Raw genomic sequence first — 12,871 nt, forward strand, 5'->3', positions numbered from 1 at the left:
GATCCGGCGGTGTCCCGCAGGGTCACTCCACCCGGTCGCCGCGTTTGATCGTTCCGCGCGCGAGGAATTGCGGTGGCTGCCGCACCTCGCGCGATCCCGGCCGCTCGACCGGATCGCGCCCCACTCTTTGTCTCAGTTCAGCCAAATCCATGAATACGTCCGCCTGCCGGCGCAAATCGTCGGCGATCATGGGTGGCTGAGTGGAGAGTGTGGAGACGACCGTCACGCGAACACCGCGGCGTTGCAGGGATTCCACCAGCGAACGAAAATCCCCATCGCCGGAGAACAACACGATCTCGTCGACATGTTCGGCGAGCTCCATCGCACTCACGGCGAGATCGACATCCATGCTGCCCTTCACCTTGCGGCGGCCGGTAGTCGCGTCGACGAACTCCTTGGTGAACTTGGTGACGACGGTGAATCCGTTGTAGTCGAGCCAATCGATCAACGGGCGGATTGACGAATATTCCTGATCCTCGATGAGGGTCGTGTAGTAGAAGGCGCGCAACAGCGTGCCTCGGCCTTGAAATTCGCCGAGCAGACGCCGGTAATCGATGTCGAAGCCGAGCGCCTTGGAGGTGGCATACAGATTGGCGCCATCAATAAAGAGTGCGATCTTCCCAATCGAAGACATTATGGACAAATCTCCAGTTCCGCACGAAGCCAGCCTGTTCGGCCGCAGGGCACCGTGTGTTCGGCGGGAAACACTGAAGGCGCCGACGGCTTGCCAAAAAAGCGGCGCCGGCGACCGGACAGGGGTGGCCGCCTTGCGCCAAGGTTAGGGAGGGGTCGATGCCACCAGCGCCAGGGCGCCGAATGCAGCCACGGTAGGGCGAGCGCATTGCCTGCTCAATTGTACGGAGGTAAAGGGCCTCTATCCAAAGGATAGCACCCCATATACGAAGGTAAGTGGGGCGCACCGGCAACCAACGCGACTGCGGCGGGGCCTCCGACCATCAGCGCGCGTGGTCCTTCGTCCGATGGGTCAGCCTTCGCCGTCATGAAGCTGCGTGCGAAAGGCGCGCGGCGACAGTCCTGTGGCGGCCGCATAGACCCGGCTGAAATAGGCGGGGTCCTCGAAGCCGAGCGCGTAGGCGATCGTCGAGACCGGCAGGTTGGTGTAGACGAGGTTGCGCCGCGCCTCGCGGATCAGCCGGTTGAGGATCAGGTGCGAGGCGGTGTCGCCCGTTGCCGCCCGCGTCACGCGGTTGAGATGGGTCGGCGTGATCGACAGCGCGCCTGCGTAGTCCGCAACGCTCCAGCGCTGCAGATGGTGCTGTTCGAGCAGCGCCTCAAAGCGGCGGAACAGGCTGCTTTCCGCAGTGCCATTGCCGCCGCTCCCACTGGTGATCGCGCGGGCCACCAGTCCGATCATGGCCGCCGACAACGCCCGCAAAACATGCGCGCGGCCGTAATCACGCCCCGCGTGCTCAGCAAAAATCTGCTTCATGGTGGTGCGGATCTGTGGCGTGCCGCGTACGATGGCAGATCGCGACAGGACTCCCCGCAAGCCTTCGGCCGCGAGCAGCGCCTCGTCCAGGATCTCGGCGGCGATGGTCAAGACCCAGCCCTGGGTATCCGGCTCGAAGCGGAAGCCGTGGACGTGTCCGACAGGCACGTTGACGATCTGCATCGGCTTCAAGGGCGCGACGCGCCCGTCGAGCGTCGCCTCGCCGCCGCCGCGCTCGATCAGCAGGACCTGGTGCAGTCGGGCATGGCGGTGCACCGCCAGGGTCCAGTCGTGCAGCACCGAGCGGGATGCGATCGTCTCGCAGTGCACGACGTCGGGCAGATCGCCGGATTCGCCGAACAGGTTGTAGACCCGGATCGCCGGGGCGGGGGCTGTGCTTCTCATGTTCGAATAGTACAAGACAATGGCAAAACCCTCCATCGGTTTGCGGCGTGATATCTGCAAAAAAGTGCCGGCGGGAGGACGCAAAAATGAAAGTTCAGGTCTGTATCATCGGTGGTGGGCCATCCGGGCTGCTGCTGTCCCAGCTGCTGCACCTCAAGGGCATCGACACGGTCGTGCTGGAGAAATACAGCCGCGACCACGTGCTGGCCCGAATCCGCGCCGGCGTGCTCGAGCACGGTTTTGCGAAACTGATGCGCGAGGCGCAATGCGGCGAGCGGATGGACCGCGAGGGCGAGATCCACAACGGGTTCGAGATTGCCCATGACGGCATGCTGTCGCATATCGACCTGCACAGGCATTCCGGCGGCAATTCGGTGCTGGTCTACGGCCAGACCGAGCTGACGCGCGATCTCTACGAGGCGCGGGACCGCTTTGGCGGCATGGTCGTGCACAATGCGCAGGATGTGACGCCGCACGATCTGACTACGGACCGGCCTTACGTGACCTATCGATCGAACGGCGAGACGATCCGCATCGATTGCGACTACATCGTCGGCGCCGACGGCTTCCACGGCGTCAGCCGCAAATCGATCCCGAAGGATGTCCTGCGCGAATACGAGAAGGTGTATCCGTTCGGCTGGCTAGGGGTGCTGTCGCGCACCAAGCCGGTGTCGCCCGAGCTGATCTATGTGAAACACGCGCGCGGCTTTGCACTCTGCTCCCTGCGTTCGCAGGTGCTCAGCCGCTACTACATCCAGGTGCCGCTGACCGACAAGGTGGAGGACTGGAGCGACGATGCGTTCTGGGCCGAGCTGAAGCGCCGCCTGCCGGACGACGTCGCAGGCCGCCTGATCATGGGGCCGTCGATCGAGAAGAGCATCGCGCCGTTGCGCAGCTTCGTCGCCGAACCGATGAGCTATGGCCGCCTGTTCCTCGCCGGCGATGCCGCCCACATCGTGCCGCCGACCGGCGCGCGCGGACTGAACAGCGCCGGCTCCGACATCTACTATCTCTATCACGCCATGCTCGCGCATTATCAGCGCGGTGACGGTTCCGGCCTCGAAGGCTATTCCGCCAAGGCACTGGCGCGGATCTGGAAGGCGCAGCGCTTCTCCTGGTGGATGACGATGATGCTGCATCGTTTCCCCGACCGGATCGAATATGAGGACCGGCTGCAGCAGACGGAGCTCGACTATCTGCTCTCGTCGGAGACGGCGCAGCGGTTGCTTGCGGAGAATTATGTGGGGTTGCCGTTTTAGGCCTGTTGCGCCAGCGCCGCTGTCTTCCCTTCTCCCCTTGCGGCCCGCAAGGGGAGAAGGGAAGTTCAGCTCGCTTGAATCGCTGCGCTACTTCCCTTCCAGCGTATTGACCGGCGTCCAATCCGGAGGTGGCGGACTTGCGGCAAGCGCCCTTGCACGCTTGGCGAACAGTGCCGCGGCCGGATCGATCTTTGCTCCGCCGTCGAACGCATCGGCTGCCTTCGCAAACTCCCTTGCCCGCCAGCAGGCCAGCCCTTCCGCATACGTGGCCGCCACCTTCGCCTGCGCGGCGCTCTCCGCGCCCCTCTCGGCCAGCGGCTCGAACACCCGGATCGCCTCGCCGCGGCCCATCACCCTGATCGCGTCCAGCTCGCGCCAGGCGAAAGAGTCGCCGGTCTGCGCGGCCGTCGCTTCCGAGGCCATGATCGCGGTGCCGTAATATTTGTTTGCGCCTTCGAGCCGCGAGGCGACGTTCACGGTGTCGCTCATCACGGTGTAGTTGAAACGGCGGCGGGAGCCGATATTGCCGACCACGGCTTCGCCGCTGTTGAGTCCGATGCGGTGCGACAGGCCGTGGCCGGCGAAGGCGGGGTTGCCGGCATTGAGCTCAGCGAGCTTCTCGTGGCACTTCAGCGCCGCGCGAACCGCGTTGCGGGCGTGGGCAGGATCGTCGGCGGGTGCGCCGAACATGGCGACGATGGAATCGCCGATATATTTGTCGACGTAGCCGCCATGGCCCTCGATGATGTCGGTCATGGCGGAGAGATATTCGTTCATCAGCGTGACCAGTTCGCCCGGTGTCATCGTCTCCGCGATCGAGGAGAAGCCGCTGAGATCGGAGAAGAACATGGTGACGTTGCGCATCTCGCCGCCGAGCGCCGGCATCTTGCCGGAGGTGACCATGGTGTCGATGACCTCGGGCGCGAGATAGAGGGCAAAGCTCTTGCGCAGGAAACGCTCGTCGCGATCGGCCAGCACGAAGCGATAGCCGATCATCATGGCGAGCGCGGCGAGGCCGGCAAGTACGGGTTCGGTCAGGGGAAGCGCGATGGCATGCGCGAATGTGCTGACGGCGACGATGGCGTAGGCAATGGTGAGCGAAAGCCAGGTGATCGCTGCACCGGTCGGAGCGAGCAGACAGGCGGCACCGGCAACGATAGCGGCGAACAGCATTGTGAGGATCGGTCGCCACGGCGAGCCGAGCTCGGTGACGGCATCATGCTCGAGCAGATTCCGCACGACTGTGGCGTGGACGAAGACGCCGGCGACTGCGCTGCGGGTTTGTTGCGCGCTGGTCGCAGGCGCGGGCAGGGCGCATCGTGGCCCGGGTGTTCCATCGTATCCGGCAGCCAGGCGCATCGAGGTGAGCTTGCGATCGTCGAAGGTGAGGATGCTGCCGAGCAGCACGATCTTCCCGTCGAAGGCGCGGCGAAAGAAGTCGGTGTCTCCCTTCTCGACACAGGCGCGCAAATCCGCGAAGGAATAGGTAGGGACGTCGCGGCCCATGCCGCGGAAATTGAGCGTGAGCGTGTTGGGGACCGCGCTTGGGATCGCGTAGCCGAATAAGTTCGTCACGCCGGCCGGCCCGGTCTCAGGCTTCGCACCGAGCGCGCGCGCGGCGAGTTCGACGGCCATCGCAGGCACGGGTTGGCCATCGATGGAAAAGCTCAACGGCATCCGCCGGATCACGTCGTCACCGTCGGTATGGACGTTGAGGGCGCGGATATTCGATTTCACGGCGACCTGCTGGGCGCGATCGGGTCTGTCCGGATGATCGTTGCTCAGGATTTCGCCGAGCACGAGCTTGCCGCTGTCGGAGAGTCGCCTGAGTGCAATCAGATAGTCCCGGTCAAATCCCCTTACGCGGCTGCCGAACGACGCCTCGCCAAAGGGAATTTCCGATTGCTCGATCGAGCTCGGAAAGATGACGTCGAAGCCGATCACCTTGGCGCCGCCCTCGGTGATGCCGCCGAGCACGCGGCCGATCTCGCGCGTCCAGGTCTGGGTCGGCGATCCCTTGAAGGGCGGGGTCTCATACGTCTCCCCGTCGATCGCCACCACCACGACCGGCGACGTCGCGGGATCACGGCGGTCGGGGGCGATCTTGCCGCGCAGCGCCGTGAGGATGTCGAGCGAGAGACCTTGCAGCGCCTGAAGCGGTGGTGACGTGAAGACCGCGCCCGCAAGGAGCGCAATCAGGATCGCCGCAACGATGTCCCGCCTGCCGATCCGCCGCATCGCGCCTTCGCAGAGCCGCCTATTCGAGCCGCAGCAGGCGGCCGACGATCGGCGTCGGCGAGGACGTGGCGCCGGCATCGATCTGGAAGGCGTAGCGCTTGGCGCCGAGGATGGCGAGATAGCTGCCGCCGGGGGTCAGCGACTTCCCGGCCTTGGCGAAGTCATAGAATTTGCCGCCAACCATGACCTCGTTCTTGAGCGGCACTGTGATGGTGGGTTCCTTGCCGTCGGTGCGCTCGATCACCAGCGTGCTGCCGCTCTTGGCCTGTACCAGGGGGGCCGTGCCGTAGAGCGTCGGCAGCTTGGCCGGGGCGCCCGTGGCATCCGAGCGCATCGTGCGGAAGGTGGTCGCGGCGCTCTGGTTGGCCTCGCGCTCGGACAGCTTTGCCGCATTGGTGTCGCAGGGCACCTTCTCGCGCTTGACCTCGCCGATCTGCACGGTGCTCTGCTCGGCGCCGACCAGCACCACGCCCTCACTGATGGTCTCGCGCTGGCAGGATTTCAGGTAGCTGAGCGTGATGCTCGCCTTGGGCCCGAGCTTGATGATCTTGCCCGCCGCCACGTAGTCCATGAACGCGATGCCGTCGACCTTGCCCTGGACGTCCTCGACGATTGCAGCCGGGGTCTCCGCCAAAGCGGGGGCCGCAACACAGAACGCGCCGGCAACGGCGCCGATCAGGCTTTTCATGGGTATTCTCATCCAATTCGACCGATGCTGTGCCGGTCGTGCCCCGATCCGATGCTTAGTAGCGGCCCGCCCAGGCACGTGTGACCAGAATCACTCTTTAATCTTGGTGCCACCTTAGCAGGAACAGGTTCAACCCGGCGACCGGAGAAAACGGCGCCGCGGCAAGCTGTTGGCGAATGGATAATGTCAGGCGGCTGGCACGGCCGCGGGTGAACGGTCCTCGGCCGGACCGCCTTCAGCCGGCTCGTCGACGAGGGCGCCGAATTCGAAGGCCTGATGAATTCGCCGAAAGGCCTGATGACCAGGCTTGCCGAAGGCTCGGCGGCGTGCCTGCTGTTGCGGCGCGCCTCGAGCGCGTGAGCGCGGGCGCGCAGCGGCCGCAGCCGCAGGACGAGGCCAACCTCGACGATCTCTTTGCGTGCTACACGCTGGAACGCGAACGCGACGTCCACCGCGAATTCTTGCAGACGCTTGGGCTTGCATCGAGCGGCGCCTCGAGGCGGTCGAGATCTCGGCGCCGCCACCGCACGCCTCGGCAGCAATTCGACGGATCGGGTTTCGAGGGCGTTAACCTTGGCGTTAGCGGCGGCGGTTTGGTCATTGTCGCGCCCCGGAGTTGGTTGCAAATACCTCGGTCAAAATCACGGCGAGAAATTCCGTATGTTGAGAGACGGCAAGTATGCTGCCTGGTTCAGGACCCCGCGTGGTCAGGGCACCGGCCTGGTGGACCTCACCGACGGCCGGATTTCAGGCAGCGACAGCTTCTTCACCTATGGCGGCTCGTACCGGGTCGATGACGAGCGCTTCTCGGCGGTCTTGACCGTGAACCGGCACTCCGATGGTCCGCCGAACGTGTTCGGGCCGGACCGGGTCGAGGTCGATCTCTCGGGTGTATGCAACGGCCTGCTGGCGACCTGCACGGGAACGGCCAGGGAAGCACCCGACGTGAAATTCGAGGCGACGCTGATCTACAGCCAGGAGAATGCGCCGGCCTCCGACGCCCGATGCGCGGTGGTGAAGCTCAATGCCGACAAGCTGCCGAAGGGCCTCGACAACCGGGGCCGGCCACGCCCTCGGTTCACGCCGACCAAGACTCCCCTGTCCTGAAGCTCCGGTGTCTTAGCTTTGCATTGACGCTGTTGGCGCGAAAGCATCGTGAGCCTTTACTGCAGCAACTCTGCTTTTAGAGGTGACGTCTAGGTTGAGGCCCATACCAAAAGGCGGACAGGGACATGCCTCAGATCTGGATGACATATGACGAACTCGCGACACTCAACGGCTGCAGCGCTGCCGAAGCGCGGCTGCTGGCGCTGCATCTGTCGCTCGACCGCCGCAAGAGCCGCGACGGGAACACCCGCGTCAAGCTGAGCGCCGCATTGATGGCCCGGTTCTTCGAGACCGTTCGCGAACCCGACTTTGCTCTCGACGATGCAATCGCGGCGCTGCGCGAGACCCATCGACGGATGTCCGCTGTTCTCGCGACTGAACAGGACAGCCTCAGGCGCGGCGTGGCGTAGCTCCGTCGCGCCACTGGCCGCTTCAGGAGGCCCGCGGCCACGGCAGGAAAGCCAGGGTGGTCCGCCGGCGGCCTTCCGCAGCACATCTATGAGCCGCGGGTCACGATCCGGCGTGACTGCTTGCAGAATTTCAACTCCGATCGCGACAGACGCGAAGCCACGCGCCTGTCGGTGACAAAGGCGTTCGCGGGACCTGACGTTCAGCGCCGGTTGTAGGACCAGCCCTTGTCGACATTGGTCGGATAGTGGGCCGCGAAGTACGGATTCTTGAGGCAGTTCCGCGCCGGATCATAGATCCAGTCCGCGCATTCCCGGTAGTTGAGGAATCTGCAATCGAAGCCAAAGGCGCACCACGGCGCACCGTTCGGAAATCCGAACCGTACGGGGACTTGCGCCGACGCCATCGAAGGCAGAGCCAGGAGCAGGGCTGCGGCGAGTGCGCGAGACAACATGGCGCATTCCTCCAACCAACCGACCGGGCGGCCACCGCAGCCGGTCGGGCGATCATTCGCCGCCGAAAAAAGACGACGCTCAATCTTCGTCAGAGGGCAGCTTAACATCCCGGCGCGGAGAGATCGAGTGTGCTGAAGGTATTCGGATTGTGTCGTTTGGCCCCGCGTCGCTTGATGCGGCGAGGCGCGCACGTCCGTGAACTGTCGCGCGGGCCGGGGCGGCGGGCGTCAGTTCTTCTTGGTGCTCTTGGATTTCAACGACAGGCCGAGGCGCAAGGCCATGCGCTTGATCGCGTCGGGCGAGCGACCGAGAAGCCTCGCCGCCTCTTCCAGCGATGTTGAAGACTTGGCCAACTCCATCAGCCGGCGGTCTTCCTTGAACGACCAGGGCCTGCGCGCCATAACCGAAATCATCCTCTCGTCGACACAACGACAAAGCCGCCAAGCGGACCCACGTTCGCTCGACGGCTTTGCTTGGTGGGGCCGGGCCTGGGGGAGCCCGGTGCGAAGATGGATACGCGATCCTTCGGCATTCGCAACAAACACCGCGGATTAAGCTAACCTCTCAACCTTACCGCGATGAAATCGGTGCGCGACGGCCCGTAGTACCACGGCCTTTTGGTCAGCCGAGGCCGAACCGCGGCTCCGATGGTCGCCACGGATTTCGAAAATCCTCGCAAGGACTCGCGGCGGGGCTCGCGTTCGAGCTCGCCGCGACACATGGCGTGAGGTCGTGGCCGCGCCGATCCGCGGCGAAGCCCAGAGTGGGCATTCGAAGGCGCATTTTCAGCGTTGCGCTGATTGCGATGGCGGGATGGGTGTATTTCATCACGCCCTTGCAGGTGAGGTTGTTCCTGTGGTTCTTCAGCTGAGCGCGAGACGGATCGCTTCGCCAGCACGGTGCTGCGAAAAAATCCCGGGCGTGGCAAGAAAATCAGCGTCGCCCATCATGATCTCGACACAACTCGCAGACGAGACTGGCGCATCGCGTCCGCGGCGGCGGTGCATGTATTTCGATGGCTGTACAACCGGCGTGCAGGCGCCGGCTTGCGTGGCAGGGGAGTGGATCATGACGGGAACGCGGGTAGACGCCTTCACCAGTTCGACGGACACCGCGCCGCGGCGGTATTTCGTCGATGCGGGAGGCCGGCGCGTCCTGATTGGCCTGACGCCCGAGGAGACGTTCGAGTTCGAGCGGCTCGACAGCGGACAGGCGCCGGGCCGGTTGCAGCTGGCGTCCGACGGCCGAGATACGTGGCCGGATGCCGGCGAGCGGCGCCGGATTGAGCTCTACGAGAAGCACGAGGGCGCCTGGAAGGCATGGATCGCGCAAAGCCGCACCGAACGGCGGGAAGGATTCAATCTTTATTAACCATCCCGGACCCATTTTCAGGTCTGGCGCCTCGAACCGGAAAATGCACGCATGTTTCAGCTCTTCTTGCGGGCCCGCACCCAGAACTTCCTGAAAGACCGTTTCGGGGGAGAGCAGGCGTTCCGGGCGCGCTCGCCCGAGCGAGACGCCGAAACCGATCGCACGCGCATCGAAGCCATCATGACCGCGATCGAGGATGCACTCCAAGCGGCGGAGCGCGAACAGTCGGGGTTGAACCGTCGGGTGGAAGACGTGCTGGCGCGTGCGGCGGTGACCATCGGCAACGGCGACGACGAATATCTCGAGCGCGAAGCGCTCGACAACCATCACCAGGATCTGTTCGACAAGGAGATCCTGAACGGCCAGCGTCGGCTCAAGGAGCTCAGCGCTTCGATCGCGCATTTCAAGTTCCTGAAGGCGGCGATGCTGAGCCGCTTTCCGGAATACAAGCCTCCCGCAAGCTCCACCAACTAGAACGTCGCGCGCAGGCCGCTAGATCGCGAGCATGCTGTTGCCCTGGATGGACAGCAGCGTCAGATTTCCGGTGGCATATGCACCGGTATCGATGTTGGCGCGGTTCGCCAGCAGCTCGGCCTGCTTCACCGGCGTGTGACCGTGCACGACGTACTTGCCGAACCGCCTCTTGCTCTGGAGGAATTCGTCCCTGATCCACAACAGATCGGACTCGCGCTGTTCGGAGAGCGGAATGCCCGGGCGCACGCCGGCATGGACGAAGAAGAAGTCGCCGCATGTGAATGTCGGCCGCAGCTGGCGCAGGAAAGCGATATGCTCCGGCGGCATCGCCGATGCGAGCTCGCGCACGAGCTCGGACTGTTCGTCCTTGCTGAGGCCGGGCGCCGCCGACACGCCGTAAGACATCAAGGTCTGCAGCCCGCCGAACTGAAACCAGTCGGCGGTGCGCGAGGGATTCTCCAGCACCGAGGTGAAATAGGCCTCGTGATTGCCCTTGAGAAACACCGTGTTGCGGCGGCGGCTGCGCCTGATCAGGAGGTCGAGGGTGTGGCGCGAATCCGGTCCGCGGTCGATGTAGTCGCCCAGGAAGACCTCGATGGCGCGATAGGGTTGGCTGTTCGCCATGTCCGCGTCGATGACGGCCAACATCTGTTCGAGCAGATGCGCGCAGCCGTGGATGTCGCTCATCGCATAGATGCGCACGCCGTTGGGTAACTTCGGCCGAGGCGAATTTTTGGGCGCGGTCATGGGCATGGGGTACAACTCTTGAGAGAGCTTCGCCCGGGATGTCTATACGCTATCGACGAAAACGCTGCACCACGAGCCGCTTTTTCCCTGCCTTCCGCGCGTAAAGGTTGATTTCTGCGGGCCGGTCGATATCCCACCGCTTTGCGAACCGTCGATCCCCAGGCGCGTCCAGCCGACTAGCCGAAGCTCCGGCCGTCGAACGACGGCGCGGCCTTGCCGCGATAGGCGGACGCCCGCGCGCGGACCAGAGCCGCGCCGCAGAAATAGCCAAGCTGTAGCACCGCCGCAAAAACAAGAATCGTGACAACGGTGCGAGCCGAATCATGTCCCTGCCAGGTCGAGCCCGCACCGAGGATCGCTGCACCGACAACGATGACGGGCGGCAGGATGAAGATGCGGAATCGGCCTCCCAGCAACGATCCAATCAACAGGCTGAAAACGGCAACCGTACTCACGACGCAACTCCCCGAATTGGTCACGAGTGTTAATGGCGGCGAGCTAATAACGGCTTAAGCGGAATGGTTGAACAGTCGTTCAAATGCGCGCCACGCGCGGCGCGCAAATGGCGCGATTTGACGGAAATCGTGGCGTGATGCCCGCACAATTATCACGTGTGTGACAGTAGTTTGAGCATTCTCTCGCAGCGGCGCTGCATTGCATGAGAATCGATTTGATTTTTTCGGTGCACTGCCGCAATGTCGCTTTGTTTAGTTAAGATATACTCTGGCGCAGGTCGAGAATTTGCATCGATTTGCTCGCATTGATTGCGGGAACGTGACGAGGCAGCGAGGTTCGGATGGCTGTAGCAACTTACGGTTCGGAAAACTATTATTCGGGTATATCGAACCGACGCGGTGCCCTCCAGAGACCCCTCCAGATGGCTTTGATCGCCGGTGACTTCGTCGCGGTGCTGCTCAGCTATTTCGCGGCGAGCGGTTTGTATCGCGCGCTCGTGGTCGAGCAGGATTCGTCGGTCGGAGCCGGTCTCGTCGTCGCCGCGGTGTTCGTGATGATCGCCTACTTCCAGGGCGTCTACGATCACCATCGCCTGCTGAACACCATGTGGCAGCTGCGCAAGAGCCTGGCGGTCTGGCTGATCTCGCTGACCATTCTCGCCGTCGAGGCGTTCCTGCTCAAATCGTCTGCGGATCTGTCGCGCGGAACCACGCTGCTCTTCGCCGCGACCGGCGGCATTGCCCTGGGCGGGCTGCGCGTGTTGTGGCGCCTGGGTCTCACCTCGAGCTACGCCAAGGGCCGTCTCGTCGACCGGAAGGTTGCGCTGCTCAGCCTCAAGGCGCTCGATTTCACCTCGACCCGTTTCAAGGATCTGCGCAAGCACGGCTTCAACGTCGTGCGGCATTTCGTGCTCGAGCCCTCCGAGGAGGGCGCAGGCTGGGATCGCGAGATCCGCGACATCATTCGTCAGGCCCGGACCGCAGACGTGGAAGAATATCTCCTGGTCATCGACTGGGACGAGATGCCGCTTCTCCAGAAGCTGAGCCAGCACCTGCGCGTCGTTCCCCAGCCGATCCGCCTGCTGCCGGATTTTCCGATCGCCGATCTGGTTTCGCGTCCGTTCCAGCCCGTCAGCGGGACGGTTGCGATCGAGATCCAGCGTGCGCCGCTGAGCGTGTTCGAGCGGGCGCAGAAGCGCTGCCTCGATATCGGCATTGCCTCCTTCGCGCTCTTGTTGCTGGCGCCGCTGCTGGTGACGGCCGCGATCATGATCAAGCTCGATTCCAAGGGCTCGGTGATCTTCAAGCAGTTCCGGCGCGGCTTCAACGGCAAGCAGTTCGAGATCTGGAAGTTCCGCTCGATGACCGTGGCGGAGAATGGTCAAGTCGTCACGCAAGCGACAAAGAGCGACGCGCGGGTGACCCGTGTCGGCCGCGTGCTCCGGCGGACCAGCATCGACGAGCTGCCGCAGCTCTGGAACGTTTTGCGCGGCGAGATGTCGCTGGTCGGGCCGCGCCCGCATGCGCTCGCGCATGACAATTACTACGACCAGCTCATCAGCAACTACGTCTACCGGCATCACATGAAGCCGGGCCTGACCGGTTGGGCCCAGGTCAACGGCTTCCGCGGCGAGACCCCGACCATAGATCTGATGGAAAAGCGGGTCGAGTACGACGTCTGGTACGTCAGCAACTGGAGCATCTTTCTCGACATCAGGATCATCCTGAAGACCGCGCTGGCGCTGATCCACCAGGAGGCCTACTGAGCCGGGCTGCATCTGGCGCGCATTCGTCGCGCCGGATGTGCACGATCG

At 63.8% G+C, this 12,871-nt stretch carries 14 protein-coding genes; 6 read left to right on the top strand and 8 right to left on the bottom strand.

Annotated features, from left to right (window positions below):
- Positions 1-22: 22 nt before the first annotated feature.
- Entirely contained in the window at positions 23-634 is a 612-nt protein-coding gene (locus ACNJYB_RS09070) for a LabA-like NYN domain-containing protein (RefSeq protein ID WP_439373625.1), read from the bottom strand.
- Between the two features lie 351 nt (positions 635-985).
- Positions 986-1,891 carry a helix-turn-helix domain-containing protein gene (locus tag ACNJYB_RS09075; protein ID WP_439373626.1) on the bottom strand — a complete coding sequence of 302 codons (906 nt, stop codon included), beginning with the start codon at positions 1,889-1,891 and terminating at the stop codon, positions 986-988.
- Positions 1,892-1,941: 50 nt separating this feature from the next.
- On the opposite strand from ACNJYB_RS09075, the gene pobA reads away from it, so the two are divergent.
- Complete coding sequence (gene pobA, locus ACNJYB_RS09080) at positions 1,942-3,114, top strand: 4-hydroxybenzoate 3-monooxygenase (RefSeq protein WP_439373627.1); 1,173 nt, start codon at positions 1,942-1,944, stop codon at positions 3,112-3,114.
- Positions 3,115-3,201: 87 nt separating this feature from the next.
- Here pobA and ACNJYB_RS09085 read toward each other — a convergent pair whose 3' ends face one another.
- Positions 3,202-5,352: a CHASE2 domain-containing protein gene (locus ACNJYB_RS09085; protein WP_439373628.1), complete on the bottom strand. Its 2,151-nt coding sequence runs from the start codon at positions 5,350-5,352 to the stop codon at positions 3,202-3,204.
- Between the two features lie 19 nt (positions 5,353-5,371).
- Positions 5,372-6,040: a hypothetical protein gene (locus tag ACNJYB_RS09090; protein WP_439373629.1), complete on the bottom strand. Its 669-nt coding sequence runs from the start codon at positions 6,038-6,040 to the stop codon at positions 5,372-5,374.
- 660 nt (positions 6,041-6,700) lie between these two features.
- Between ACNJYB_RS09090 and ACNJYB_RS09095 the strand changes: the two genes are divergently transcribed.
- Both ACNJYB_RS09095 and ACNJYB_RS09100 read left to right on the top strand, forming a co-directional pair.
- Positions 6,701-7,147: a hypothetical protein gene (locus ACNJYB_RS09095; protein ID WP_439373630.1), complete on the top strand. Its 447-nt coding sequence runs from the start codon at positions 6,701-6,703 to the stop codon at positions 7,145-7,147.
- Between the two features lie 125 nt (positions 7,148-7,272).
- Positions 7,273-7,557: a hypothetical protein gene (locus ACNJYB_RS09100; protein WP_439373631.1), complete on the top strand. Its 285-nt coding sequence runs from the start codon at positions 7,273-7,275 to the stop codon at positions 7,555-7,557.
- A gap of 200 nt (positions 7,558-7,757) precedes the next feature.
- On the opposite strand, the gene ACNJYB_RS09105 is transcribed toward ACNJYB_RS09100, so the two are convergent.
- The gene (locus ACNJYB_RS09105; protein ID WP_439373632.1) at positions 7,758-8,009 is read right to left on the bottom strand and encodes a hypothetical protein; all 252 of its coding nucleotides are present in this window, start codon (positions 8,007-8,009) and stop codon (positions 7,758-7,760) included.
- A gap of 228 nt (positions 8,010-8,237) precedes the next feature.
- Positions 8,238-8,411, bottom strand: a complete 174-nt coding sequence (locus tag ACNJYB_RS09110) for a hypothetical protein (protein WP_439373633.1) — start codon at positions 8,409-8,411, stop codon at positions 8,238-8,240.
- Positions 8,412-8,742: 331 nt separating this feature from the next.
- On the opposite strand from ACNJYB_RS09110, the gene ACNJYB_RS09115 reads away from it, so the two are divergent.
- A complete protein-coding gene (locus ACNJYB_RS09115) occupies positions 8,743-9,381 on the top strand; it encodes a hypothetical protein (protein WP_439373634.1) in 639 nt (212 codons plus the stop codon).
- 51 nt (positions 9,382-9,432) lie between these two features.
- Entirely contained in the window at positions 9,433-9,855 is a 423-nt protein-coding gene (locus ACNJYB_RS09120) for a hypothetical protein (protein ID WP_439373635.1), read from the top strand.
- A gap of 18 nt (positions 9,856-9,873) precedes the next feature.
- On the opposite strand, the gene ACNJYB_RS09125 is transcribed toward ACNJYB_RS09120, so the two are convergent.
- Both ACNJYB_RS09125 and ACNJYB_RS09130 read right to left on the bottom strand, forming a co-directional pair.
- On the bottom strand, positions 9,874-10,608 hold the full coding sequence (locus ACNJYB_RS09125; protein WP_439373636.1) for a metallophosphoesterase family protein: 735 nt from the start codon (positions 10,606-10,608) through the stop codon (positions 9,874-9,876).
- A 170-nt stretch (positions 10,609-10,778) separates the two neighbouring features.
- Positions 10,779-11,057, bottom strand: coding sequence for a hypothetical protein (locus ACNJYB_RS09130; RefSeq protein WP_439373637.1), 279 nt, complete (start codon positions 11,055-11,057; stop codon positions 10,779-10,781).
- Between the two features lie 341 nt (positions 11,058-11,398).
- Between ACNJYB_RS09130 and ACNJYB_RS09135 the strand changes: the two genes are divergently transcribed.
- Positions 11,399-12,823: an undecaprenyl-phosphate glucose phosphotransferase gene (locus tag ACNJYB_RS09135; protein ID WP_439373638.1), complete on the top strand. Its 1,425-nt coding sequence runs from the start codon at positions 11,399-11,401 to the stop codon at positions 12,821-12,823.
- The last annotated feature ends 48 nt before the right edge of the window (positions 12,824-12,871 follow it).

The sequence above is a fragment of the Bradyrhizobium sp. SMVTL-02 genome (assembly GCF_051853005.1).
Taxonomy (GTDB): domain Bacteria; phylum Pseudomonadota; class Alphaproteobacteria; order Rhizobiales; family Xanthobacteraceae; genus Bradyrhizobium.

Bases quoted from the DNA above. Each gene is read 5' to 3' on its own strand.
- ACNJYB_RS09120 (WP_439373635.1), top strand. From the start codon at position 9,433: ATGTTTCAGCTCTTCTTGCGGGCCCGCACCCAGAACTTCCTGAAAGAC.
- ACNJYB_RS09100 (WP_439373631.1), top strand. From the start codon at position 7,273: ATGCCTCAGATCTGGATGACATATGACGAACTCGCGACACTCAACGGC.
- ACNJYB_RS09090 (WP_439373629.1), bottom strand. From the start codon at position 6,040: ATGAAAAGCCTGATCGGCGCCGTTGCCGGCGCGTTCTGTGTTGCGGCC.
- ACNJYB_RS09095 (WP_439373630.1), top strand. From the start codon at position 6,701: ATGTTGAGAGACGGCAAGTATGCTGCCTGGTTCAGGACCCCGCGTGGT.
- ACNJYB_RS09125 (WP_439373636.1), bottom strand. From the start codon at position 10,608: ATGCCCATGACCGCGCCCAAAAATTCGCCTCGGCCGAAGTTACCCAAC.
- ACNJYB_RS09075 (WP_439373626.1), bottom strand. From the start codon at position 1,891: ATGGAGGGTTTTGCCATTGTCTTGTACTATTCGAACATGAGAAGCACA.
- ACNJYB_RS09085 (WP_439373628.1), bottom strand. From the start codon at position 5,352: ATGCGGCGGATCGGCAGGCGGGACATCGTTGCGGCGATCCTGATTGCG.
- ACNJYB_RS09110 (WP_439373633.1), bottom strand. From the start codon at position 8,411: ATGGCGCGCAGGCCCTGGTCGTTCAAGGAAGACCGCCGGCTGATGGAG.
- pobA (WP_439373627.1), top strand. From the start codon at position 1,942: ATGAAAGTTCAGGTCTGTATCATCGGTGGTGGGCCATCCGGGCTGCTG.
- ACNJYB_RS09105 (WP_439373632.1), bottom strand. From the start codon at position 8,009: ATGTTGTCTCGCGCACTCGCCGCAGCCCTGCTCCTGGCTCTGCCTTCG.
- ACNJYB_RS09070 (WP_439373625.1), bottom strand. From the start codon at position 634: ATGTCTTCGATTGGGAAGATCGCACTCTTTATTGATGGCGCCAATCTG.
- ACNJYB_RS09135 (WP_439373638.1), top strand. From the start codon at position 11,399: ATGGCTGTAGCAACTTACGGTTCGGAAAACTATTATTCGGGTATATCG.